Source organism: Ralstonia flaminis (assembly GCF_958415495.1).
GTDB lineage: Bacteria > Pseudomonadota > Gammaproteobacteria > Burkholderiales > Burkholderiaceae > Ralstonia > Ralstonia flaminis.
The window spans coordinates 158,235-182,315 of the sequence record NZ_CATZLL010000006.1; the positions used below are offsets into that span (position 1 = coordinate 158,235).

Below are 24,081 nucleotides of genomic sequence, written 5' to 3' on the forward strand. Positions count from 1 at the left end.
TGTGCCGGTTTGTCGCAGCAGTCCCCCCTAAGGCCTATCCCGTTTGTTGCCACGGGCGAACCGATCGGGTATGCATCCGAGGCAGGAGTGGTTCAATGCACGACATTGCAAATGTATGCGTTGATACGGCGCTCCAGCCAGCATGTGGCGCCTCCACCGTTCCGGAATCGCCGCGCAAGAACTGGCTCATGAAGCGAAACTGCTCGCTTTCACCTCGCCAGGTCGGCTGGTTCTACCTCTCGATTGTCATCCTCTCGTTCGTGATCGCTTCGTTCTTTGCGTGGCAAGGTGCGTGGTTGGTGTTGCCTTTCTCGGGGCTGGAGGTCGCGATTCTCGGATGGGCGTTGCTGTACCATGCCCGCCACGCCTCCGATTACGAGCACGTCTGGCTGGAGGACGGCGCGCTGGTGATCGAACAGGTGAGCGCCGGCCAGCGGGTGCGCCATGTGTTCAATCCGCAGTGGGTGCGCGTCGAACTCGGCGAGCCGCGAAATGAGCCCCTCCGGGAGCTGGTTGCGCTGCATTCCGGTGGACGCGTCGTGCGGGTCGGCCGATTTCTCGATCCGGTCGGGCGGAGCAGGCTTGCGAACGAGCTTTCCCGGTGTTTGGGACAGGGGCAACCAACCCAGGTCTCATGAGCCGCGCACCGGGGCAGAGTGGAATCTGTAAATTGGGTAGATAAAAAATGAAAATGTTGAATAAGACATTGGCAAGTTTGCTGGCGGCAGGCTCACTCCTCGCCTTCGGTCAAACGGCTCTGGCAGTGGAAGACATGCCAGGCGGCCCCGCAGTGATGCAGCTCAATCTCGCGCCCCCGGTCACCAAGATCGCCGCCGAGATCCACTGGCTGCACTACATGATGCTGATCATCTGTATCGTGATCTTCATCGGTGTGTTCGGGGTGATGTTCTACTCCATTTTCAAGCACCGCAAATCGCTGGGCCACAAGCCGGCGACGTTCCACGAAAGCACTACCGTCGAAATCATCTGGACCATCGTGCCGTTCCTGATCGTGATCGGGATGGCGCTACCGGCTACCAAGGCCGTGGTCGCGATGAAGGACACCACCAATTCTGACCTCACCATCAAGGCCACCGGTTACCAGTGGAAGTGGGGTTACGACTACCTGAAGGGCGAAGGCGAGGGCATTTCGTTCCTCTCAACGCTCACCACGCCGCGCGAGCAGATCAACAACGAGGCGCCCAAGAGCACCACGTACCTGATCGAAGTCGATAACGAGCTGGTCGTGCCGGTCAACCGCAAGGTGCGCATCGTCACCACCGCCAACGACGTGATCCACTCGTGGATGATTCCGGCATTCGGCGTGAAGCAGGATGCGATTCCGGGCTTCGTGCGCGACACGTGGTTCAAGGCCGAGAAGGTTGGCGTGTACCGCGGCCAGTGCGCCGAGCTGTGCGGCAAGGAACACGCCTTCATGCCGATCGTCGTGCGCGTCGTGTCCGACGCCGACTACACAGCGTGGGTCGACGGCAAGAAGAAGGAAATGGCCGCCAAGGCGGATGACCCCAGCAAGGTCTACACGCTGGACGAACTGAAGACGCGTGGCGAGAAGGTCTACACCGCCAATTGCGCGGTCTGCCATCAGCCGAACGGCAAGGGCGGTGGTCCGTTCCCGGCGCTGGACGGCTCGAAGATCGCCAACGGCCCGCTGGCTGGCCACGTGGACATCGTGCTGCACGGCAAGGCTGCAATGCCGCCCTGGGCTTCGGCGCTCAACGATGTGGAGATCGCCTCCGTCATCACGTACGAGCGAAACAATTGGGGCAACCATACCGGTGACCTGCTGCAACCGTCGCAAGTGAAGGACGCGCGCGGCGGCAAGATGCCCGAAGGCGGCGGCGCCAAGACTGCCGCTGCGCAAGCCCCCGGCCAGGTGGCCACCCAACAAGCGAATGCGGCGCAAGACCGCAGCGCTAGCTGATTGATCGTCTGCGTGACGAAACGAATCCAAGGAGTTTTGCGATGAGCACCGCTGTTACGCACCCGCAAGATCACGCGCACGGTCATGGAGACGACCACGCGCACGACCATCCACACGGCTGGCGCCGTTGGCTGTTCGCGACCAACCACAAGGACATCGGTACGCTGTACCTGTTGTTCTCGTTCATGATGCTGCTCTCGGGCGGCACGTTGGCACTGCTGATCCGTCTTGAGTTGTTCCAGCCGGGCCTGCAGTTCTTCCATCCGGAGCTGTTCAACCAGTTCACCACGCTGCACGGCCTGATCATGGTGTTCGGCGCGATCATGCCGGCCTTCGTGGGCTTCGCAAACTGGATGATCCCGCTGCAGGTGGGCGCCTCTGACATGGCGTTCGCCCGGATGAACAACTTCAGCTTCTGGCTGCTGCCGCCGGCCGCCCTCCTGCTGGTGGGCTCGTTCTTCGCGCCGGGCGGTGCGACGGCTGCCGGCTGGACGCTCTATGCGCCTCTGTCGGTGCAGATGGGCCCGGGCATGGACATGGCGATCTTCGCGGTGCACATCATGGGTGCCTCGTCGATCATGGGCGCGATCAACATCATCGTGACCATCCTGAACATGCGCGCGCCCGGCATGACGCTGATGAAGATGCCGATGTTCTGCTGGACGTGGCTGATCACGGCGTACCTGCTGATCGCCGTGATGCCGGTGCTGGCGGGCGCGATCACCATGGTGCTGACCGACCGTCACTTCGGCACGAGCTTCTTCTCGGCTGCCGGCGGCGGTGACCCGGTGATGTACCAGCACATCTTCTGGTTCTTCGGGCACCCCGAGGTGTACATCATGATCTTGCCGGCGTTCGGCATCATCAGCCAGATCGTGCCGGCCTTCGCGCGCAAGCCGCTGTTCGGTTACAGCTCGATGGTGTACGCCACGGCCTCGATCGCCATCCTGTCGTTCATCGTGTGGGCGCACCACATGTTCACGACCGGCATGCCCGTGACCGGCCAGCTGTTCTTCATGTACGCGACGATGCTGATCGCCGTGCCGACTGGCGTGAAGATCTTCAACTGGGTGGCCACGATGTGGCGCGGCTCGATGACGTTCGAGACACCGATGTTGTTTGCGATCGGCTTCATCTTCGTGTTCACGGTGGGCGGCTTCACGGGCCTGATCCTGGCCGTGGCCCCGATCGACATCCAGCTGCAGGACACGTACTACGTGGTGGCGCATTTCCACTACGTGCTGGTGGCCGGTTCGCTGTTCGCGCTGTTCGCGGGCTTCTATTACTGGGGTCCGAAGTGGTCGGGCTACATGTATAGCGAAACGCGCGGCAAGATCCATTTCTGGGGTTCGATGATCACCTTCAACCTCACGTTCTTCCCGATGCACTTCTTGGGCCTGGCCGGCATGCCGCGCCGCTATGCGGACTACCCGCAGCAGTTCGCCGATTTCAACGCTGTCGCGTCGATCGGTGCACTGGGCTTCGGCCTGATGCAGGTGTATTTCTTCTTCTTCGTGGTGCTGCCGTCGTATCGCGGTGGCGAGAAGGCTGCTGATAAGCCGTGGGATGGCGCAGAAGGCCTTGAGTGGACCGTGCCGTCGCCGGCGCCGTTCCACACCTTTGAAGAACCGCCGCACGTGAAGTAATTCAGGTATCGCGAGGCCGGCCGCTTCCGGCCTCGCGATCCGCAAGGCAACGATGTCGAATCCAGAAAAAAGCCCAACGCCCGAGCAGCGCGCCAACAACCGTCGCCTGGGGTTCATCCTTGGCACCATCGCGTTGGTTTTCTTTCTGGGTGTGATTTTCAAGCGCGTGGTGTTCGGCGGTTAGCCGAAGACATGACGAATACGCGATCTATCCATCGCTGAATCAAACTTCGTAAGACCGCATATGAGCCAGCCGCCGGTCCAAGACCATCAAGACGATCGGGCCATCGAACGTGGCCTGAACCGCTCCATGCTCGGCAAGCTGGCCGTCGTGGTGGTCATGATGTTCGGCTTCGGTTATGCGATGGTGCCGCTGTACAAGAAGATCTGCGAAGTCACCAACATCAACGTGCTGAACACGCGCGAAGAGGATGGCGGCGCACTGCGCAACTCGCAAGTCGACACTTCGCGCACGATCACGGTGGAATTCGATTCGAACAGCCAGGGGCCGTTCCGCTTCCGCCCGGTCAAGAACAGCATGGAAGTCCACCCGGGCGAGATCAGCCAGATCGTCTACGAGGTGGTGAACAAGGAAGGGCGTACGGTGGAGGCGCAGGCCATCCCGAGTTACGCGCCCAAGCAGGCAACCGAGTTCTTCAAGAAGATCGAGTGCTTCTGCTTCAAGCAGCAGAAGCTGACGGCCAACGAGTCGCGCGAAATGCCGGTGGTATTTGTGATCGATCCGGAGCTGCCGAAAGACGTGAAGACGATCACCTTGTCCTACACTTTCTTTGAAATCCACGCACCGTCAGCCATTGCGCCGGCGATGCCAGGCAAGGGAACGTGAGGGCACAAGGCAAACCATGGACGACCTGAAGGAAGCGACCAAACGACGCGCGTCATTCGCACAGACGATGAAGGCGGTGTTCTGGTCCTTCTTCGGGGTGCGCAAGGGGCGCGATCATGATCGTGACATGGCACAGCTCAATCCTGTGCACGTGATCATCGCGGGTCTGCTTGCAACGGCGTTGTTCATCTTTGTACTGCTGATGATTGTGCGTGCAGTCGTCAGTTGAAGGTTGAGGAGACGGCCTGAGCAGCAGGGGCCGGGCAACATCGAGTGAATTCTTAAAAAAATAGAGCTGGAGAAAAAGAGATGAGTGCGAACCGAGCGAACGCTCCGTACTACTTCGTACCCGGGCCGTCGCGGCATCCGATAACGGCCAGTATCGGCTTGCTGATCGTGCTGCTGAGTTCTGCGGCGTGGGTGAACGCGCAGCCGTGGGCGCCGTGGACTTTCCTGATCGGCCTGCTGTGGTTCCTGTTCGTGCTGCGTGCGTGGTTTGCCGATGCCATCTCCGAATCCGAAGGCGGCAAATACGGTGATCGCGTTGATGCCTCGTTCCGTTGGTCGATGAGCTGGTTCATCTTCTCGGAAGTGATGTTCTTTGCGGCGTTCTTCGGTGCGCTGTTCTACGCCCGCGAGATCGCCATGCCCTGGTTGGGCGATCTGAACAACAAGCTGCTGTGGCCCGATTTCAACGCGCTATGGCCGAATGCCGGCCCGGCCGGTACGGTCAAGCCGTTCACGACGATGGGCCCGTGGCCGATCCCGACCATCAACACGGCGCTGCTGCTGACCTCGGGTGTGACGCTCACGTGGGCCCATCACGCCCTGCGTGAAGGCAAGCGTGCCCAGGTGATCCAGGGCCTGCTGCTGACGATTCTCCTGGGCTTCACGTTCATGGGCTTCCAGGCGTTCGAGTACATCCACGCGTATCACGAGTTGAACCTGAAGCTGACGTCCGGTATCTACGGCTCGACGTTCTTCCTGCTGACGGGTTTCCACGGTTTCCACGTGACGATGGGTGCGATCATGCTGTCCGTGGTGCTGGGCCGCGTGATCAAGGGTCACTTCACGCCGGAGCACCACTTCGCGTTCGAGGGCGCTGCGTGGTACTGGCACTTTGTGGACGTGGTCTGGCTGGGCCTGTACGTTGTCGTGTACTGGCTGTAAGGCAGAATGGATCGGGGCGACGCGCTTGTCGCCCTATTGCTTGGCCGATGAATGCCGCAGACGGGACACCGCTGCGGCGTTTTCGTTTTTCTGGCGTCGGTGGATTACTGGCCGAACTGGATGCCGGTGCTGTGGATCCAGCCTAACCGGTTCGCAACCAGAATGAAGATGAACAGCGCGATCGAGAACCCGACACGGAACATCAGTGAGCGGACGGTGCGGTTGCTGTTGCCCTTGTCGCGCATCAGGAAGAACAGCGCGGAGGCAAGGCTGCCGAGGATCAGCAGGAACGCGATGGCAACGACGATGCGCATGGAAGGTTGAGAGCTTGGAAATGGTTGCCGTGCATTATCTCACCGGGTGGACGCGATGACCGCGCGCGTGCCACTGCGCCAGTGGTTTGCGCCGGTGCCGATGTTGGCGGGCGTGCTGTTGATTGCGCTCACGTGCGCGCTGGGGCGGTGGCAGTTGTCGCGCGCGCAGGAGCGCATCGACAAGCAGGCGCGCATCGAGGCGCTGCAGAATGCGCCCGTGCAGCGCATCACGGCGCAACCTGTCGCGGCCGATGCGGTGCTGTACCGGCCGGTGCTGCTGCGTGGCACGTTTGACGTGGCGCATACGGTGCTGCTCGACAATCGCCCGCATACGAACAATGGCGTGTCGCGCGCCGGTTTCGAGGTGTTGATCCCATTCGTGCTGGAAGGGGCGGGTGGACGTGCGGTGCTGGTCAACCGTGGCTGGCTGCCGCGTGATCCGGCAGACCGCACGCGCATCGCGCCGTACACCACACCGGCGGGCGAAGTGCAGGTCGAAGGGGTTGCTGTGCCACATGCCAGCCGCGTCTTCAGCCTGGGGCGCAAGGACGGCGCGGATGAAGTCGGCCAGCGACTTAGGCAGAATATCGACCTCGACGCTTTTTCGCGCGAAATCGGTGTGCCGTTGCAGCCCTTTGTGGTGGAGCAGCAATCCGACGCGCAAGACGGTCTGGCGCGCGATTGGCCGCGTGCAGACTTGGGCGCCGACCGCAATTACGGTTACGCGTTCCAGTGGTTTGCGATGGCGGCGGCGGTGCTGACCTTGATGGTTGTCTACAGCGTGCGACGCTATCGTCGCTTGGCGGGCCCTTCTGAGCCCGTCTGAATACGAACACGTGTTGCGGCTTAGTGCCGCAGTTGAATGTATTAGGAATCACATGGTGAACCAGGAATCTGCACCGGGCACGCCCGGCATACTCGCGGCGCCCGCTGACCCGCGTATCGACGCGCGCACGCGCCGGGGCCGCCTGATGATGCTGTTCCTGCTGCTGGTATGCGCATCGCCGGTGATTGCGTCGTACCTCGCGTACTACGTCTTCACGCCGGCCGGCGGCAAGGCCGCGTATGGCGCGCTGGTCGACCCGCAGCGCCCGATTCCGACCGGCCTGATGGTGCAGGACGAGCACGGCGCAGAAGTACCGTTCGCCAGCATCAAGGGCAAGTGGCTGATGGTCTCGGTGGACAACAGCGCCTGCGACGACAACTGCGCGCGCAAGCTCTTCACCATGCGCCAGTTGCGCATCGGGCAGGGCCCGGACCGTGACCGTATCGTCCCCGTGTGGCTGGTCACGGATCGCGGCGCGATCGACCCACGCCTGATGAAGGCCTATAACGACGACTACGCCGCCGCGCGTTTCCTGCGTGCGCCCGAGTTGCCCAAGGACTGGCTGACCGACGGCAAGACGCCGGCAACGGACCACATCTTCCTGATCGACCCGCTCGGCAACCTGATGATGTCGTTCCCGAAGGACCCGGACCCGAAGAAGGTGCGCGGTGACCTGACGCGGCTGCTCAAGTACTCGCGCATCGGATAAGCCATGCTGCTGCAACTTGCATCCATTGGCATCCTGATCGCGCTGATCCCGCTGTGCTACGTGCTGGTCAAGGGGGACCGCAACAAGTACCGCAAGCTGGTGTGGATCACGGCATTCCTGACGCTGGACCTCATCATGTTCGGCAGCTTCACGCGCTTGACCGACTCGGGCCTGGGCTGCCCGGACTGGCCCGGCTGTTACGGCACGTCCAACCCCTTCCACGCGCGTGACGACATTCACGCCGCGCAAACCGCCATGCCGAGTGGCCCGGTCACGTGGATGAAGGCGTGGATCGAGATGACGCACCGCTATTTCGCGCTCGCGCTGGGCGTGCTGATCATCACGCTGGTGGTGCTGGCGTGGGTCAAACGCAAGGAACTCAAGCAATCGCCCTGGTACGCCACGGCTGTGCTGGCGCTGGTGTGCGTGCAGGGCGCGTTTGGCGCCTGGACGGTCACGCTCAAGCTGCAGCCGGCCATCGTGGTGACGCACCTGCTACTCGGCATGTCGTTGCTCGCATCGTTGATCTGGCTTGGCTGCAAGAACGACACGCCGCGCCTGGTCGACGGTCAGGGTGCATTGCTGCGTGTGCCGGCGGCAATCGGTCTGTTGCTGCTCGTCGTGCAGATCGCGCTGGGTGGCTGGGTCAGTACCAACTACGCGGTGCTCGCCTGTACTGACTTTCCGCTATGCAATGGCCAGTGGGTGCCCGCGATGGATTTCGCGCATGGCTTCACCTTCTGGCGTCAGCTGGGTCGTACCGCCGGGGGCGATTTCATCTCGCATGACGCGCTGGTCGCGATCCACTGGACGCACCGCGTCTTTGCGGTGCTCGTGCTGAGCTACCTGGCATGGCTTGGCATACGCGCGCGGCGTGTGGCCGGCATCGGCCGTGTGGCGACCGTGCTGCTCATTGTGCTGGCCGTGCAACTGGCGACCGGCCTGTCGAATATCGTGCTCGGCTGGCCGTTGCTGGCGGCGGTGGCGCACAACGGTGGCGCGGCGGTGCTGCTGTTGCTGATGGTGCGTCTGCATTACCTGATCGGCTTGGCGCAAGTGCGCGCGCCGATGCCTGCGGCAGTGGCCGCCGTTTGATTGATTGTTTATGAATACCGTGGCAACCCCAACGACTTCCACTCAACTCCCTGGCTGGCGGCACACCGCATCGCAGTATGCGGCGCTGACCAAGCCGCGCGTCACGCAGCTCGCCGTATTCTGCGCCGTGATCGGCATGTTCCTGGCCACCCCGGGCATGGTGCCGTGGCCGGTGCTGATTGGCGGCGCGGTCGGCATCTGGCTGTTTGCCGGCGCGGCCTTCGCCATCAACTGCCTGGTCGAACGCAAGATCGACGCCATGATGCGGCGCACGGCGTGGCGCCCCTCGGCCAGCGGCGAGCTGGGCACACGGCAGATCCTGCTGTTCTCATTGGTGCTGGGCGGCGCGGGCATGTGGACGCTGCACGTGTTCGCCAACGACCTGACGATGTGGCTGACCTTCGCCACCTTCATCGGCTACGCCATCATCTACACGCTGCTGCTCAAGCCGGCCACGCCGCAGAACATCGTCATCGGTGGCCTGTCGGGCGCGATGCCGCCGGCGCTGGGCTGGGCAGCTGTCGCCAACAGCGTGCCGGCCGAGGCGTGGATCCTCGTGCTGATCATCTTCACCTGGACACCGCCGCACTTCTGGGCGCTGGCCCTGTACCGCCGTGCCGACTACGCCAAGTCTGGCCTGCCGATGCTGCCGATCACCCACGGCGAGAAATACACGCTGCTGCACATCTTGCTGTACACGCTCATCATGATTGCCGCGACCATCCTGCCGTTTGTGTACGGCATGAGCGGCTACATTTACCTTGCGACGGCGCTGGTGCTGGGCGGCGGTTTCTTCGCCTATGCATGGCGCATGTACCGCAAGTATTCCGATGCGCTGGCGCAGAAGACCTTCCGCTACTCGATCATCTATCTGTCGATCCTGTTCGCGGCGCTGCTGGTGGATCACTACTTCAAGTTCGGGCCCACGCTGACCCAAGGCGCGGCGCTGTGACGCACGGGGCTGCGGCCGAGTGCGTGCAATTGGCGCTACGCTAGACCGCCCCTCTTCAACACGATGACCATGCTCTCTTTCCGATACTTCCGCGGCGTTCTGTTTGCCGCTCTGGCTGCCACCGTGCTGGCGCTGACGGCCTGCAGCGACAAGCCGGCTTTCACGAACCTCGACATCACCGGTGCCAAGAGTTTCGGCAAAGACTTCTCGCTGACCGACCACACCGGCAAGCGCCGCACGTTGGAGGATTTTCGCGGCAAGGTCGTCGTGATGTTCTTCGGCTACACGCATTGCCCCGATGTTTGCCCGACCACGCTGGCCGAACTGCGTGGCGTGATGGACACCCTCGGCAAGGACGCCGACCGCGTGCAGGTGCTGTTCGTGACCGTCGATCCTGAGCGCGATACGCAAGACCTGCTGGGCAAGTACGTGCCCGCGTTCGATCCGCGCTTCATCGGCCTGCGCCCGGCCGACGAGGCGGAGCTGAAGAAGGTCACGTCCGACTTCAAGGTGTTTTACAGCAAGGTGCCAGGCAGCAAGCCCGACAACTACACGATGGATCACACCGCCGGCAGCTATATGTTCGACACGAAGGGCAACCTGCGACTGTTCATCAAGCATGGTCAAGGCCCCGAGCCGATCGCGCACGACGTCAAACTGCTGCTGAACGAGTAACCGCGCGCAGCACGCACCCAAACAAAAAGCCCGCCAGGTTTGCACAACCCGGCGGGCTTTTTTACTGCTGGGGTAACCGCTTAGGCAAACGCCTGCAGCGCACCCTTCATCTTCTTCATCGCGGCCACTTCGATTTGGCGGATGCGTTCGGCCGACACGCCAAACTCGTCAGCCAACTCGTGCAGCGTGGCGCCGCCCGATCCGTCGTCGTTCACGTTCAGCCAGCGGGCTTCGATGATGCGGCGGCTACGGTCGTCCAGCTTGGCGAGGGCGGACTCGATGCCTTCGCTTTGCATGCGGTCGTGGCCGCGCGACTCGATCACGCGGGTCGGCTCGTTGTGCGTATCGGCCAGGTAGGCGATCGGGGCGTACGACTCTTCGCCGTCGTCCATCTGGCCTTCCAGCGCGATGTCGCCACCCGAGAGGCGCGTTTCCATCTCGCGCACCTCGGCGCCCTTGACGTTGAGTTCGGCCGCTACGGCGTCGATCTCATCGGGCGAGAAGGTGGCCTGTGCATCCTGCTTGTGGCTGCGCAGGTTGAAGAACAGCTTGCGCTGGGCCTTGGTGGTGGCCACCTTGACCATGCGCCAGTTCTTCAGGATGTACTCGTGCATCTCGGCCTTGATCCAGTGCATCGCGTACGAGACGAGACGCACACCTTGATCCGGGTCGAAGCGCTTGACGGCCTTCATCAGGCCGATGTTGCCTTCCTGGATCAGGTCGGCATGCGGCAGGCCGTAGCCGAGGTACTGACGGGCGATGGACACGACCAGGCGCAGGTGCGAGAGCACCAGACGGCGCGCCGAATCGAGATCGTCGTTGTCGCGGTACTCGCGGGCCAGACGTTGTTCTTCTTCAGCCGACAGCATCGGCACCCGGTTGACGCTCTGGATATAGGCGTCAATGTTGCCGAGGTTGCCGGGGAAGGCCAGCGCCCACGCGTTGCCCGAAGACTGCTGCGTGGCAATGGGGGAGACGGTATTCACGGGAATGACTGCGTTCACTCAGGACTCCTGTCGAAATCCAGTGGAAGTTTGGAAAGGCATCTTAGCACTCCAACCGGAAGAGTGCTAATAGGACATTTTGTGCCGGTTGATAGTTCCCGTAAATCAGATGATGAACCTCAATAGTATGATGATTGCGCCGCAACAGACATGGCCGCGCACCCAGTCATAGACAGCCGCCGGCGGCGTCGGTTCTCAGTTATGCCGCAGTGTTACGTCCGCGTGACTTGGCCCAATAAAGTGCACGGTCCGCTTCGCGCAAAACCACGTCAGGATCACTGATATCGGGCGCCGGGCAGGCCACCCCGATGCTGGCTGTCACATGCAGCGATACATCGCCGCGCAGGGGAATTGGCGGGCGGATCGCGCTCACCACCTTGTGTGCGGTGTGCAGCGCATCATCCGGGGCGTCAATCGGGTCCAGGAGGATGACGAATTCGTCACCTGCGAGGCGGGCGACGGTGTCCGTGCGGCGGACGGCCTGCTGCAGGCGGCGGGCGACTTCCACCAGCACCGCGTCCCCCGCGGCGTGGCCGTAGGTGTCGTTGATGTGTTTGAAGTGATCCACGTCCAGGTACAGCACGCCCATCGGGGCAGGCTGGCGCTGGCGGCGCTCCAGGGCCGTGCGCAGGCGCTCGTAGAGTTCATAGCGGTTGGCCAGGCCGGTGAGCGCATCGAAGCGCGCCATGCGCGAGAGTTCCATCTCGCTGCGCTTGGCCTCGGTCACGTCCTGGACGAAGGCGTAGAAGCCGCAGCGCTCGGCGCCGGCGTCGGTATCGGTGGCATCCGGCACCAGCTGGCCGCGCAGGTAGCGCGTGCGGTGGCGCGGGCTGCCGGCGTGCGTCTTCTCGTACCACGGCGCGTTGATCTCGAATTCGACCGTCTCGCCCCGCACCGCGCGGGTCAGATACGGCGCCAGCAGCGCATAGGTGCCCGGCGTGAAGACGTCCTGCGCCGGCTGGCCGCAGACCTCCTCGGGCGTGCGCTGCAGCCAGCGTGCATGGGTGACATTGCAGAAGGTGAAGATGCCGTCGGCGTTGATGTGCGAGACCAGCAGCGGTGCGTTGTCGAGCACCAGCGTGAGCGCGCGTTCGCTGCGGGCGAGGGCGATTTCGGCCGTGGTGCGCTCGGTCAGATCCTGCAACATCGAGAAGTAGCCACGCAGCGTGCCGCGGTCGTCGTAGTCGGGGTAGTAGTGGCCGCTCAGGTAGCGCGGCTTGCCCGTGCGCAGCGAGGTGATGTCGAACTGCACCGGGTAGCCGGCCAGTACCTCGGTCATGTAGGGCAGCAGCGTGCGGTAGTCCTCGGGCGTGTAGATCTCGCTGACGTGGCGGTCGATCATCTGGTCCTGCGTGCGGCCAAACGCCTCCAGCAGCGTGCGGCTGGCAGAGCGGACGATGCCTTCAGGATCGACATAGCTGAGCTGCGCTGGCACGTTGTCGGCCACCAGGCGCAGTTGCTCGCGGCTGGCGCGCAGGGCGTCGCGCCGTCGTTCCAAGCTTTCGTTGGCGATACGCAGTGCGCGCTCAGACGCCGCCAGACGGTTGGCAAATGGCCGCACTGTCAGCCGGATGGCCGCCACGCTGCCGATGATCCCGCACAGCATGAGCGCTGCCAGCCGCTCGAACTGGGCGCGCATGGGTGTGTACAGCTCGGCGCTGGAGATCTTGCTGATCAACGCCAGGCCCGTGTGGCCGATAGGCATGTAGCTGAGCGAGGTCGGCACGCCATGAATGTCGCGCCATTGGCCGTAGCCCGACTGGCCCGCCAGCGCCAAGCGCGAGGGCAGCGTCCGTTGTTCGACCGTCTGCCTTGGCAACTCAAAGATGTACGCATCGAAGCGCTGCGGAAACGACATCGCACGGCCAGTCGCATCGAACCCCGACATGGCGAGCGTTTCCGTCGTGCCCGCTTCGGGCAGGCTGGTGTAGCGGGCCGTCATGTGGGCCAGCGGCTGCTCGGCAACGAGCCAGCCGACCTGCACGCCGTCTTCCAGGACCGGCGTTTCGGTGCGCATGGCAAAGCCGTGGTTCCACTGCAGCGTGACGCGCTCAGGCGCCAGGCCTGCGTGCAGCGCAATCGCCAGTTCCGGGTGCGACACCTCCGTGCCGAGGCTGATGATGCCCTCGCCGGCCAGCGTGCGCAGTTGCAGGTATGAATAGCCCTGCTCGCGATAGGCCTGCAGTGCGCTCTCGCCATGCAGGCGGGCGGCGGTGTCGGCGGGATCGCGCAGCGCTTCCTGGATGCGCTGCGCGGCGGCCACCAGTCGCGGGTTTTCCGCGCGCATGGCCAGCACCTGGTCGAACTCTTCGGCGTAGCTCGACAGCGCGCGCGTCCGCGTGTTGCCGAACGCCACGCTGGCGCTATCGACCTGGATGATGAAGGCCGTAACGGTGGCGCCCAGACCCGCCAGCACCACACAGCCGCCGCTGATCCAGACAATGGTGTCTTCTGGCGACAATCGGATGTGGAACAGGCGCGGATACCGGGCCAGTGCCGTGCACAGCACGCCCGCCACCACCAGCAGTGTGCAGCCGGCCGCCACGTCGGAGGCGCGCCACTGCAGCCAGGCCGGGTACAGATACTCCAGCGCCATCGCCCGGCCGAGCAGGTCTCCGACGCAGAGCAGGACCGACACGACCAGCAGCGCAAACAGCCACTGCACGCGATGCGCCTGTCGCGCCGTCGGGACAAGACACAGCGCGCCTGCGCCGGAGGCCAGCGCCAGTGCGTGGCTCGGGTGCATGCCGCCGATCCAGCCCGTCAGCCAGTTGCGCTCCAGCCAGACGTGCACGCCAGGAAAATCGAACGCCACGGGCCAGCCGGTCACCACCTCCACCAGACGCAGCGTGCACAGCACGGCCACCGCGCCGCCGGCCAAGCGTGCAGCCCGGTCGGCCCAGCGGTTGTTGGGCCGTAGCGTGCCAACCAGCAGCGCGGCGAGCCCCCCACCCAGCAGCAGAAGGTTCAGCCCCGTTGCAAAGACGATCACCAGATGGTCGTTGCCCACTTTCACGCCCCACGGCCAATGCAGCAGCCAGCTGGCCATGACGGTCAGCCCAATCAGCGTGAGAAGAGCACCGATGCCGCCGGCGATGGCGACAAGCGGCTGGCGAGAAACCATGCAGTCGGTCTGTAGATGGGCCCGAAGAGGGGTGGGTTTGGACGAACGCGCCCTAACCGGGAAATCGGCGCAAACGTGCGCTGCTTGAGCGTTTGCAGGGGCAAATTGCTCTACCCCCGACGAGATGGGGGAGTCGTTTGCCGGAAATGCGATGTGTACTGCACCTCATGTGGCGTCACGTAACTTCGCTACACTCCCCGGATACCCTTGAACCGCACCTGGAGCCGCCATGACCATCGTCGTTAGCAAGGACACCGAAGGCCTGTTCCGCCACAAAGTCACCTTTCCCGAAGGCGTGACCTACACCGATGTACCCAAGCCCACGGGCGAGGGCAGCGCGCCCGACCCGCACGCCTACTTCGACGCCGCACTGGCGAGCTGCAAAGCGCTGACCGTCACGCTCTACGCCCGGCAGCGCAAATATCCGCTGGACTCCATCGACGTGGCGGTCGAGCATGACGGCAGCCAGGAGCGCCAGGGGCGCTACAAGCTGCGCACCGTCCTCACCCTGCACGGTGACCTGACCGACGAGCAGCGCGCCGACCTGCTGCGCGTGGCTGGCAAGTGCCCCGTCCACAAGCTGATGACCGAGGTGGAGATCAGCGTCGACACTGAACTGGCCGAACGCGCCTGAGCAGGGGAGACCGCCACCATGACTTCCATCCAGCACATCATCGGTCCGCACGTGCGCGACCTGGGCGGCTTCTCTGTCAAGCGCGTGCTGCCCTCGGCGGCGCGCCAGACGGTCGGCCCGTTCATCTTCTTCGATCACATGGGGCCGGTGGACTTCCCGCCGGGCGAGGGCATTGACGTGCGCCCGCACCCGCACATCGGCCTGGCCACCGTCACCTACCTGTTTGACGGCAGCATGGTCCACCGCGACAGCTTGGGGCACGTGCAGACCATCGTCCCCGGGGATGTGAACTGGATGACGGCCGGCAACGGCATCGCGCATTCCGAGCGCTCGACACCCGAGGCGCGGCAGAAGGGCGCCCGCCTGCACGGCATCCAGACCTGGGTCGCCCTACCGAAGGATCAGGAAAAGGTCGGCCCCAGCTTCGCGCACCATGGCGCCGACACGCTGCCCAAGCTCGATTGCCCTGGCGTGCAGGGCGTGGTCATCGCGGGGGATGCGTTTGGGCTGACGTCGCCCGTGAAGGTGAATTCGCGCACGCTGTACGTGGCGCTGGAACTGGCAGCGGGGGCATCGTTGGTGATCCCCCCCGAGCATGAAGACCGCGGCCTGTATCTCGTCGACGGCGCCGTCACGATTGATGGCGAATCGCTCGATCCGCAGCACCTGGCCGTGCTCGAACCCGGCGGCGACGTGACGCTCACCGCGCAGGTGTCGTCACGCGTGATGCTGCTGGGCGGCGAGCCGACCGATGGCCACCGCCACATCTACTGGAACTTCGTTGCCAGCGACAAGGCTGACATCGAAGACGCCAAGCAACGCTGGGAGAGCGACGCCTTCGCCCACGTGCCCGGCGAGACGGAGCGCATTCCGCTGCCGTCCAAGTAAGACGCGCCGATCAGGCAGGCTGCGCCGGTCGTGCGCAACGCACGATGGCGCGCACCTGCTTGGCGATGGGTTCGGGCACGGGCTGCCTGCCGTCGAGCACCGCTTCAATCCACCGCGCCGTTGCCGCCGCATCTGTGCCGGTGGGCAGTTCGGGCGGCGTATCGCTCGACCCTTCCACCGCTTCGATCACCGTTTCGTGGGCTCCATCACGCAGCCATTCCACAGCGCTGCCGCGCCGCGCATCGGCTACCGCCTCGCCCTCGGTGCCGCGCGCCAGCAGCACGTTGGCCGGATGGCGCAGGAAGTAATCGGTGAGGGTGTCGCGGTATTCGGGGTGCGTATAGCTGACCAGACGCAGTGCTTCGTGCGGCGCGTGGTTGCCTATCGGCTGCAGCATCTTCACCACCGTGTGCGCGGAATTGCGCAGGCCGACGATCTCGCGCTTGTCCAGCAGCGTTGCCAGCTCGGGCGAGAGCACGTCGATCGGCACATAGGCCAGTCGATCGTTCTCCAACCGCTCGCGCGCTTCGTCCATGTGGTCGCAGATGGGCCAGCCGAGTGCGTCGAACAGCGTGGCCGTGGTGATGCGTCCATCGAAGCGGCGGATGCCATGCACCAGCACTGGCACGCCTTCACGTGCCAGCAGCTTGGCTAGCAGCGGCACCAGGTTCGGTTGGCGGCGGGCGCCGTTGTAACTCGGGATGACGACCGGCAGCGCGTGTTCTGGCGTATCCGGTGCGGATAGCGGCCGGCAGTGCGCGTGGGTGGCTTCCAGCATGCCGTCCAGCTCTTCCGGGGTTTCGCCTTTGATGCGGTAGGCCATGAGGATGGCGCCGAGTTGGATCTCGGCCACGCGGCCTTCCAGCATGGCGGTGAACAAGGCGCGCGCGTCGTGCTTGACGAGCGCGCGGGCGCCGTCTGCGCCGCGGCCGATTTCCTTGATGAAGCGGGCGGCGGGGAAGGGGCCGTTATTGAGGGCCTCTTCTGCGGCGTTGTCAGGGAGGATGGGGGGAGCGGGCATTGTTGTGGGTGGGTGGTATTGGCGTGGGGTTGATCATAGCGCTGTGGGTTTGGCGCGGGCGCTGGGGTGGTTTTTTTGTTGTCGGTCCATCTCCGGTATCGTCCCCTGCCGGGGCTGACTCACTTTCTATGTCTTGCCAAAGAAAAGTAAGCAAAAGAAAGGCGCGCCCGAGATGGCGACCCCCCTCCTTGAATTTTCATAACCGGGCGGAGACGGGAAAAACTCGCTGCGCTCAAACAGTTTCCCGTCTTTTTTCCGCCCGGTTACGAAAATTCAAGGCGCCATCAAGGGCAGGAACGTCAAAGGCCAAACCGGCGGAGTACCAAGGCGAGCGCCAAAGCACGTTGATCGTGAGCTGCGCGCAGTGGGACTCAAGACGAAGTCGTGCGCTGGCAAGAGATTGTTTGCTTTTCCGCTGCCCTATGCGGCGCCTTGAATTTCTGTTGCAAGGAGGAAAAAGGAAGGGAAACTGTTTGAGCGCAGCGAGTTTTTCCCTTCCCCTCCTTGCGACAGAAATTCAAGGAATCTTTCGCCGCATCGGGCGCGCTTTTCTTTGCTTACTTTCTTTGGCAAGACAAAGAAAGTGAGTCAGCCCCGGCAGGGGATGAAACAAGGGGTGGACCACCAAAGCTCGCCCCGGCAGGGGATGAAACAAGGGATGGACCACCAACAAAAAAACCAAAAGCCCAACGCCCAATCATCAAGCCGCGTCCGCCCCAGGCGCCTCGCGCATCTAATGTTGCGCCGTCTTGGTCAGCACGTAGTAGTGATGCCTCCCGCTGCGGTCTGCAATGTCGAAGAGGTAGCTTCCCTCCGGAATCGTCATCGTTGCAAAAGAGGGTGGCATGGTGCCGGAGTTCACGGGGTCCGGGCTGGTCTGTCTCTGCAGGGAAAAGAAGTTGACCTCGCCGGTCAACGCATCGCACTGCATGGCCGTGTAACGGCGGTTCTCGGTATACCACCCTCGGCAGTCCGACCCGCATAACGTCGTGGCGCCGATTGTCGGGCCCATCATCAACAGGCTGAGCTGGTCTGAGCCGTCTTGCTTGCTGACGATGGCCTGCGTATAGCCGCGGCCATCGTCGTTGCGGCTGTCTGTGACTTCGTAGGTGCCCATCAGCGCGTTGGCGGCCCGTCGCAGCGCAATCTTCTGCTGCTCGGGCGTGCGCGGGTCCTGATAGGTCATGCACCCAGCGAGAGACGCCGTGGCGCAGAGCAGTGCGATGTTGCGAGCGAGCATGTTGTGCCTTGAAGACGAAATGGCTGACAGGCTCCCACCAACAAACAATCAAAAGCCCAACTCCAAAATATCACGCCGCTTCCGCCACCGGATGCCGCTGCTTCCGATACAAGAAATCCAACACCGCCGTCCGGCAAGCGTGATACGTCGGGTCATCTGCCAGCGCAACACGATCCCGAGTCCGCGCAAGTTCCACCTTCAACACTTCCCCGATAGTGGCCGCCGGCCCATTCGTCATCATGACGATGCGATCCGCCAGTAGCACGGCCTCATCCACATCATGGGTGACCATCACAACAGTGCTGCCTGTAGCGGCAATGATCTTTAGCAGCTCATCCTGCAGATGCGCCCGCGTGAGCGCATCCAGCGCGCCAAAGGGCTCATCCATCAGCAGCACCTTGGGCTCCATCGACAGCGCTCGCGCAATGCCCACGCGCTGCTTCATCCCACCGGAAATCTCATGCGGATGCTTGTGCTCGGCATGCGACAAGCCCACCAGCGCCAGCGCCGCATGCGTTCGCGCCTTCAGTTCAGCCTTTGATTCGCTCTTGCTGAAGACGCGCTCGACCGCGAGGTACACGTTGTCAAAGCACGTGAGCCAGGGCAGCAGCGAATGGTTCTGAAACACCACCGCCCGGTCCGGCCCTGGACCGGCAATCTCACGCTCGGCCAGGATCAGTGCACCGGTGGTCGGCCGCGTGAGCCCGGCAATCAGATTGAGCAACGTGGATTTGCCGCAACCGGAGTGCCCGATCAGCGCGATGCACTCGCCGCGCGCCGCCGTCAGGTCGATATCACGCAGGGCAACGAACGGCCCGCTCTTGGTCTTGAACGTCTGCCCGACGTTTTCAATGCGCAGGAATTTATCGCTCATGGTCGCCCCCTCAAACCGCGTCGTACGAGAACCTGCGGGCAATGGCCAGCAGCGCGTGCTCCAGCAGCAACCCCACCACGCCAATCACGAAGATGGCGATGACGATGTGCTCGACCTTCAGGTTGTTCCACTCATCCCACAGCCAGAAGCCGATGCCGACACCGCCAGTGAGCATCTCCGCCGCCACGATCACCAGCCACGCGGTGCCGATGGACAGCCGCACGCCCGTCAGCATGTACGGCAGCACCGCCGGAAACAGCACGCGCGTGAACACCTTCCACTCCGACAGGTTCAGCACGCGCGCGACGTTCAGGTAGTCCTGCGGCACACGCGTCACACCCACGGCGGTATTGATCACCATCGGCCAGATCGAGCAGATGAAGATTGCCCAGATGGCCGCCGGGTTGGCGGACTTGAACAGCAGCAGCCCGATCGGAAGCCACGCCAGCGGCGACACCGGCCGCAGCAGGCTGATGATGGGCGAGGCCATCGCGTTCAGAAACGCAAAGCGCCCGATCAGGAAGCCCGCAGGAATACCAATGACCGCCGCCATCCCAAAGCCCGCACCCACGCGGGCGAGCGAGGCCAGCACGTTCCAGCCGACCCCTTGGTCATTCGGGCCGTTGCGATAGAACGGATCTGAAAACAGCGCGACGGCAGCCTTCCACGTCACAGCCGGTGTGGGCAATGCGGGGATGGCCGTGGCGATGCCCTGCCACGCCAGCACAAACATCATCAGACCCAGCAAGGGCGGAAAACCTTTCACCACGGCAGCAACAAACCAGTCACGCCAAACGATGCGGCGCGTGGGAACAGCGGCGTCGGACTGCACGCCGGACAACGTTTTGACGAGCGTGTTCATGTCGGGCTCCATCGACGGGAAGAACCGCAATCAGAGAAGGCCGGAAGCGTCAGACCTTGATTTTGAAACCGTCTGCGTAGGCGGCGGGGTTCTTGGCATCCCACACCACACCGTCGATCAGCTTGGCGGTGCGCATGTCGCTCTTGGGCAAGGGTGTGCCGGTGGCCGCAGCAGCCTGCTTGTAGATATCGATGCGGTTGACCTGCCGGGCCACGGCTGCGTAATCCGGGTGCGCCTTCAGCAGGCCCCAGCGCTTGTGCTGCGTGAGGAACCACATGCCATCCGACAGGTACGGAAAGTTGACCGCGCCGTCGTGATAGAAGCGCATCGGGTCGGTGTCGTCCCACGTCTTGCCGATGCCGTTCGTGTAGCGGCCGAGCATGCGGTCAAGGATGATGTCCATGTCGGTGTTGACGTAGGACTTGGCGGCAATGGTCTCGGCCGTCTTGCGGCGGTTCGATGCGGAGGCATCAATGAACTTGGATGCCTCCAGCACTGCGGCGGTGAGCGCGCGTGCCGTGTTCGGATACTTCTGCACGAACTCCGCCGTGGTGCCGAGCACCTTTTCGGGGTGGTCTTTCCAGATGGCCTGTGTGGTCTCGGCGGTAAAGCCGATGTTGTCGGCAAGCGCGCGGGCGCCCCACGGCTCGCCCACGCAAAAGCCATCCATGTTGCCGACGCGCATGTTGGCGACCATCTGCGGGGGCGGCACGGTAATCGCCTTCGCATCCTGCAGCGGGTGAATGCCGTGCGCGGCCAGCCAGTAGTACAGCCACATGGCGTGCGTGCCGGTCGGGAAGGTCTGCGCGAAGACGTAGTCGCGCTTGTTTTTCGCCATGACCGCCTTGAGCGATGCGCCGTCACGCACGCCGGCTTCCTTGAGCTTGGATGACAGCGTGATCGCCTGGCCGTTGTTGTTGAGCGTCATCAGCACGGCCATGTCCTTCTTCGGGCCGCCAATACCGAGTTGCACGCCGTAGATCAAGCCATAGAGCACGTGCGCTGCATCCAGATCGCCTGACACGAGCTTGTCGCGCACGCTGGCCCACGACGCCTCTTTGGACGGCGTGATCTTGATGCCGTACTTCTTGTCGAGGCCGAGCGTGGACGCCATCACCACCGAGGCGCAGTCCGTGAGCGGGATGAAGCCGACCTTGAGTTCGGTCTTCTCGGGCGCATCGGAGCCAGCGGCCCAGGCACCGGCACGTACCAGCGGATCGATCAATGCCACGGCACTACCTCCTGCGATGGTTGCCGCCACCTTCATGACGCTGCGGCGCTTGGGGTTGATGACGGTGTCGGTCTGGTCTGGCGCGGCCATCCATGGCTCCAAAGAAAAAGCGCCCCGATGCGCGGCACCCGCCTATCCGCAAGGAGAGGGGTGAGGTGCCGTGCATCGAGACGCCGTTGTCCCGTGCCGATACCCACGTTGGCATCGGCTTCGCAGCAGCACTTGCAAGGGGTGTGCCAACGGAGGGCGTATCGGTTGTCACCCTGTTTCGTCCCCTGCCGGGGCCGACTCACTTTCTTTGTCTTGCCAAAGAAAGTAAGCAAAGAAAGGCGCGCCCGAGATGGCGATTTCCCCTTGAATTTATGTCGCGGGGAGGGAAGGGAGGCAAACTCGCTGCGCTCAGACAAGCCTCCCTTCTTTTTCCTCCTCGCAACAGAAATTCAAGGCGCCATCAAGGGCAGGAACGACCAAACCGTCTGGATATCTGCGTGGGTGCCACAGCGGAATGTGGCGTGTGGCTGGTGCATTTGTGGTGCCGAAATTGTGCGGTGCACCAGAACTGGGTGGCGCCGGAGGCGCAACCGGCCACTACGTCGCCATCACGTCGATCACCCGCTGGGCGGCTTCCACCAGCTTGATGTTGCGGTCCATCGCCATTTTGCGCAGGCGCTTGAAGGCGTCGTCTTCCGACAGGTTCATTTGCTTCATCAGCAGGCCCTTGGCGCGCTCCAGCACCTTGCGCTCGGCCAGTTGGGTCTTGGCGGTGTCCAGCTCGGCACGCAGTTCGCGTTCGTGCTCGAAGCGAGCGTAGGCCACGTCCAGCACGGCCTTGACGCGCGTGGGCTTGAGCCCGTCGACGATGTAGGCGGTGATGCCCGCCGCGAATGCCGATTTGATGCGCGCCGCATCGTCGTTGTCGGTGAACAGCACGATGGGGCGCGGTGCATGCTGCGTGGCCACGCAGACGTGCTCGATGGTGTCCCGCGCGGCAGATTCCGACGCAACGATCACCATGTCGGGCTGTGTCTGGGCGATGCGATCGGGCAGGGTGAGGTCGGCGTCGGCCAGGCCCACGTCCACGAAGCCGGCCTCGGCCAGCCCGGCGCGGATCAGCTCCAGGTTGACCGGTTCGGTATCCAGCGGATCACGCACCAGCAGCACGCGCATCGGTGCGCCCGGGTGGGCGGCGGCGGGCAGAGCAGATGGGGTGGGCGGTTTCGCTTGCATGGCGCAATGTGGGGCAGTGTGCACGGAGCGTGCGATGCCCCTTTTTCGGGAGATGCGTTCGCCGCAAAACGGTTCGCGTGGTAGGCGCAGACCGCCGCCCTTAGTCAACTAAGGGCAAGGGCTGCAACACCCCACGCGGGCCGTTTTGCGGCGAACCCTCCGGGAAGCCCATCAAAAGGCCGCATGGCGGCGTTGTGACTCGCTTATGTGGCAGGCCACACCGCGCTCGCCACGTCTTTCCCTGCGACCTTTTGATGGGCTTCGCACTCCCGAAAAAGGGGCATCGCACGCTCTATGCAAGAACCGCGCCGGGGCGGTGCGGGTGTATGCTCGCAGCTCGGTCGCCGGGGGGGCGGTGGCCGTGTCCCCGTTAGTTTCTGTTTCGTTCCAGCTTAGTCCGAGGAGACCTGCATGACCGCTCATGTGACCGAATTCGTCGTCACCCCGCCCGCCGTCAACGGCATTCCCGTGCGTGGCGGGCAAGGCCAGTTTCCGGTGCGCCGTGTGTACTGCGTCGGCCGCAACTACGCCGCCCACGCTCGCGAGATGGGTTCCGACCCCGACCGTGAGCCGCCGTTCTTCTTCTGCAAGCCGGCGGATGCCGTGCGCTACATCCCTGATGGCGAGACCGGCCAGTTCGTCTACCCCACCGAGACCCGCGATTGCCACTACGAGATCGAACTCGTGGTTGCCATCGGTACGGGCGGTCGCGACATTGCCGTGGAAACTGCGGCCAATCACATCTACGGCTACGCCATCGGCCTGGATATGACGCGCCGCGACCTGCAGAACGCTGCCAAGAAGGGTGGCCGTCCGTGGGAAACCGGCAAGGCGTTCGATGGCTCCGCACCCATCGGCCCGATCGTGCCGGCCAAGGATGTCGCCCACCCGGATAAGGGCGCCGTCACGCTGTCGGTCAATGGCCGTGAACACCAGCGCGGGGATTTGTCCGACCTGATCTGGTCGGTGCCGGAAACCATTGCGTATCTCTCCAAGCTGTTCGAGCTTCAGCCCGGTGATTTGATCTATACCGGCACGCCGGAAGGTGTCGGCCCGATCTCGGTGGGCGACCTGATGGTCGGCAAGATCGACGGCGTGGGCGAGCTGCACGTCAAGGTCATCTGAGGCAGAACCATGTCGATCAAGCTGTACAACTACTTCCGCAGTTCGGCGTCGTTTCGTGTGCGCATTGCCCTGGAGGTGAAGGGCCTGCCGTATGACTACGCGCCGGTGCACCTGCTTAAGGGCGAGCAGATGGCGCCCGACTTCGTGAAGCTGAACCCGGATGCACTGGTGCCCGTGCTGTGCGACGGCACCGACGTGCTGAACCAGTCCTTGGCGATTGTCGAGTATCTGGAAGAGACGCATCCCGAGCCCTCGCTGTTGCCGGGCTCGCCCAGCAACCGCGCGCACATCCGTGCGATTGCGCTGGCGATTGCGTGCGAGATCCATCCGCTCAACAACCCGCGCGTGCTCAAGTACCTGAAGAACACGTTCGACGTGGAAGAGGAAGCGCGCAACGACTGGTATCGCCACTGGGTGAAGCTGGGGTTTGCGGCGCTGGAAACGCGCCTGTCGGCGTCGCCGCTCACGGGCGCCTACTGCGTGGGCGACACGCCAACGCTGGCCGACGTGTGCCTCGTGCCGCAGGTGTTCAACGGCAAGCGCTTTGATGTGGCGGTGGAGGAATATCCGACGCTGGCGCGCATCTTTGAGCACTGCATGGCGCAGGAAGCGTTTCAGCGGGCGGCGCCTGCGGCGCAGCCGGATGCGGCTTGATGGGCGGGGGCACTGAGTGCC

25 protein-coding genes are annotated in these 24,081 nt (G+C 63.5%); 16 read left to right on the forward strand and 9 right to left on the reverse strand.

The window, feature by feature from the left end:
* Positions 1 to 95 precede the first annotated feature (95 nt).
* The 7 genes from R2N11_RS11395 (at position 96) to R2N11_RS11425 (ending at position 5,605) form a co-directional block, all read left to right on the forward strand.
* Positions 96 to 638 (forward strand): DUF2244 domain-containing protein, encoded by a 543-nt coding sequence (locus R2N11_RS11395; protein WP_199027667.1) that lies wholly within the window; start codon positions 96 to 98, stop codon positions 636 to 638.
* A gap of 47 nt (positions 639 to 685) precedes the next feature.
* Positions 686 to 1,942, forward strand: a complete 1,257-nt coding sequence (gene coxB, locus R2N11_RS11400; RefSeq protein WP_199027666.1) for a cytochrome c oxidase subunit II — start codon at positions 686 to 688, stop codon at positions 1,940 to 1,942.
* Positions 1,943 to 1,983: 41 nt separating this feature from the next.
* Positions 1,984 to 3,588, forward strand: a complete 1,605-nt coding sequence (ctaD, locus tag R2N11_RS11405) for a cytochrome c oxidase subunit I (RefSeq protein ID WP_065858722.1) — start codon at positions 1,984 to 1,986, stop codon at positions 3,586 to 3,588.
* Between the two features lie 52 nt (positions 3,589 to 3,640).
* The gene (locus R2N11_RS11410) at positions 3,641 to 3,772 is read left to right on the forward strand and encodes a cytochrome oxidase small assembly protein (RefSeq protein ID WP_233176757.1); all 132 of its coding nucleotides are present in this window, start codon (positions 3,641 to 3,643) and stop codon (positions 3,770 to 3,772) included.
* A gap of 60 nt (positions 3,773 to 3,832) precedes the next feature.
* On the forward strand, positions 3,833 to 4,435 hold the full coding sequence (locus tag R2N11_RS11415; RefSeq protein ID WP_316681153.1) for a cytochrome c oxidase assembly protein: 603 nt from the start codon (positions 3,833 to 3,835) through the stop codon (positions 4,433 to 4,435).
* A 16-nt stretch (positions 4,436 to 4,451) separates the two neighbouring features.
* Positions 4,452 to 4,664: a DUF2970 domain-containing protein gene (locus tag R2N11_RS11420; protein ID WP_039599001.1), complete on the forward strand. Its 213-nt coding sequence runs from the start codon at positions 4,452 to 4,454 to the stop codon at positions 4,662 to 4,664.
* 80 nt (positions 4,665 to 4,744) lie between these two features.
* Positions 4,745 to 5,605, forward strand: coding sequence for a cytochrome c oxidase subunit 3 (locus R2N11_RS11425; RefSeq protein WP_199027662.1), 861 nt, complete (start codon positions 4,745 to 4,747; stop codon positions 5,603 to 5,605).
* 104 nt (positions 5,606 to 5,709) lie between these two features.
* Here the strand turns inward: R2N11_RS11425 and R2N11_RS11430 are convergent, their stop codons facing one another.
* A complete protein-coding gene (locus R2N11_RS11430; RefSeq protein ID WP_021196363.1) occupies positions 5,710 to 5,919 on the reverse strand; it encodes a twin transmembrane helix small protein in 210 nt (69 codons plus the stop codon).
* A 55-nt stretch (positions 5,920 to 5,974) separates the two neighbouring features.
* Here R2N11_RS11430 and R2N11_RS11435 point away from each other — a divergent pair, with 55 nt between their 5' ends.
* The 5 genes from R2N11_RS11435 (at position 5,975) to R2N11_RS11455 (ending at position 10,176) form a co-directional block, all read left to right on the forward strand.
* Positions 5,975 to 6,745: an SURF1 family protein gene (locus tag R2N11_RS11435; RefSeq protein WP_199027660.1), complete on the forward strand. Its 771-nt coding sequence runs from the start codon at positions 5,975 to 5,977 to the stop codon at positions 6,743 to 6,745.
* 52 nt (positions 6,746 to 6,797) lie between these two features.
* On the forward strand, positions 6,798 to 7,454 hold the full coding sequence (locus R2N11_RS11440) for an SCO family protein (RefSeq protein WP_316681154.1): 657 nt from the start codon (positions 6,798 to 6,800) through the stop codon (positions 7,452 to 7,454).
* A gap of 3 nt (positions 7,455 to 7,457) precedes the next feature.
* Entirely contained in the window at positions 7,458 to 8,549 is a 1,092-nt protein-coding gene (locus R2N11_RS11445; RefSeq protein WP_316681155.1) for a COX15/CtaA family protein, read from the forward strand.
* A 10-nt stretch (positions 8,550 to 8,559) separates the two neighbouring features.
* A complete protein-coding gene (gene cyoE, locus R2N11_RS11450) occupies positions 8,560 to 9,501 on the forward strand; it encodes a heme o synthase (RefSeq protein WP_316681156.1) in 942 nt (313 codons plus the stop codon).
* A 69-nt stretch (positions 9,502 to 9,570) separates the two neighbouring features.
* The gene (locus tag R2N11_RS11455) at positions 9,571 to 10,176 is read left to right on the forward strand and encodes an SCO family protein (RefSeq protein ID WP_199027652.1); all 606 of its coding nucleotides are present in this window, start codon (positions 9,571 to 9,573) and stop codon (positions 10,174 to 10,176) included.
* Positions 10,177 to 10,256: 80 nt separating this feature from the next.
* On the opposite strand, the gene rpoH is transcribed toward R2N11_RS11455, so the two are convergent.
* Both rpoH and R2N11_RS11465 read right to left on the reverse strand, forming a co-directional pair.
* Positions 10,257 to 11,180: an RNA polymerase sigma factor RpoH gene (gene rpoH / locus R2N11_RS11460; RefSeq protein ID WP_316681157.1), complete on the reverse strand. Its 924-nt coding sequence runs from the start codon at positions 11,178 to 11,180 to the stop codon at positions 10,257 to 10,259.
* Positions 11,181 to 11,379: 199 nt separating this feature from the next.
* Positions 11,380 to 14,304, reverse strand: a complete 2,925-nt coding sequence (locus R2N11_RS11465) for a diguanylate cyclase domain-containing protein (protein ID WP_316681158.1) — start codon at positions 14,302 to 14,304, stop codon at positions 11,380 to 11,382.
* A gap of 229 nt (positions 14,305 to 14,533) precedes the next feature.
* On the opposite strand from R2N11_RS11465, the gene R2N11_RS11470 reads away from it, so the two are divergent.
* Positions 14,534 to 14,938 (forward strand): OsmC family protein, encoded by a 405-nt coding sequence (locus tag R2N11_RS11470; protein ID WP_199027641.1) that lies wholly within the window; start codon positions 14,534 to 14,536, stop codon positions 14,936 to 14,938.
* An 18-nt stretch (positions 14,939 to 14,956) separates the two neighbouring features.
* Positions 14,957 to 15,826 carry a pirin family protein gene (locus R2N11_RS11475; RefSeq protein WP_199027639.1) on the forward strand — a complete coding sequence of 290 codons (870 nt, stop codon included), beginning with the start codon at positions 14,957 to 14,959 and terminating at the stop codon, positions 15,824 to 15,826.
* Positions 15,827 to 15,836: 10 nt separating this feature from the next.
* On the opposite strand, the gene ybiB is transcribed toward R2N11_RS11475, so the two are convergent.
* The 6 genes from ybiB to R2N11_RS11505 form a co-directional block, all read right to left on the reverse strand.
* The gene (gene ybiB / locus R2N11_RS11480; protein WP_316681159.1) at positions 15,837 to 16,847 is read right to left on the reverse strand and encodes a DNA-binding protein YbiB; all 1,011 of its coding nucleotides are present in this window, start codon (positions 16,845 to 16,847) and stop codon (positions 15,837 to 15,839) included.
* Between the two features lie 733 nt (positions 16,848 to 17,580).
* Complete coding sequence (locus R2N11_RS11485) at positions 17,581 to 18,087, reverse strand: hypothetical protein (RefSeq protein ID WP_316681160.1); 507 nt, start codon at positions 18,085 to 18,087, stop codon at positions 17,581 to 17,583.
* 70 nt (positions 18,088 to 18,157) lie between these two features.
* Complete coding sequence (locus tag R2N11_RS11490) at positions 18,158 to 18,961, reverse strand: ABC transporter ATP-binding protein (protein ID WP_316681161.1); 804 nt, start codon at positions 18,959 to 18,961, stop codon at positions 18,158 to 18,160.
* Between the two features lie 10 nt (positions 18,962 to 18,971).
* Positions 18,972 to 19,823: a nitrate ABC transporter permease gene (gene ntrB / locus R2N11_RS11495; RefSeq protein WP_316681162.1), complete on the reverse strand. Its 852-nt coding sequence runs from the start codon at positions 19,821 to 19,823 to the stop codon at positions 18,972 to 18,974.
* Positions 19,824 to 19,872: 49 nt separating this feature from the next.
* Positions 19,873 to 21,144, reverse strand: a complete 1,272-nt coding sequence (locus R2N11_RS11500; protein ID WP_316681163.1) for a CmpA/NrtA family ABC transporter substrate-binding protein — start codon at positions 21,142 to 21,144, stop codon at positions 19,873 to 19,875.
* A 498-nt stretch (positions 21,145 to 21,642) separates the two neighbouring features.
* Positions 21,643 to 22,281 carry an ANTAR domain-containing response regulator gene (locus R2N11_RS11505; RefSeq protein ID WP_199027627.1) on the reverse strand — a complete coding sequence of 213 codons (639 nt, stop codon included), beginning with the start codon at positions 22,279 to 22,281 and terminating at the stop codon, positions 21,643 to 21,645.
* Positions 22,282 to 22,704: 423 nt separating this feature from the next.
* On the opposite strand from R2N11_RS11505, the gene R2N11_RS11510 reads away from it, so the two are divergent.
* Together R2N11_RS11510 and maiA are read left to right on the forward strand one after the other, a co-directional pair.
* On the forward strand, positions 22,705 to 23,406 hold the full coding sequence (locus R2N11_RS11510) for a fumarylacetoacetate hydrolase family protein (protein ID WP_316681254.1): 702 nt from the start codon (positions 22,705 to 22,707) through the stop codon (positions 23,404 to 23,406).
* Between the two features lie 9 nt (positions 23,407 to 23,415).
* Positions 23,416 to 24,060 carry a maleylacetoacetate isomerase gene (gene maiA, locus R2N11_RS11515; RefSeq protein ID WP_316681164.1) on the forward strand — a complete coding sequence of 215 codons (645 nt, stop codon included), beginning with the start codon at positions 23,416 to 23,418 and terminating at the stop codon, positions 24,058 to 24,060.
* The last annotated feature ends 21 nt before the right edge of the window (positions 24,061 to 24,081 follow it).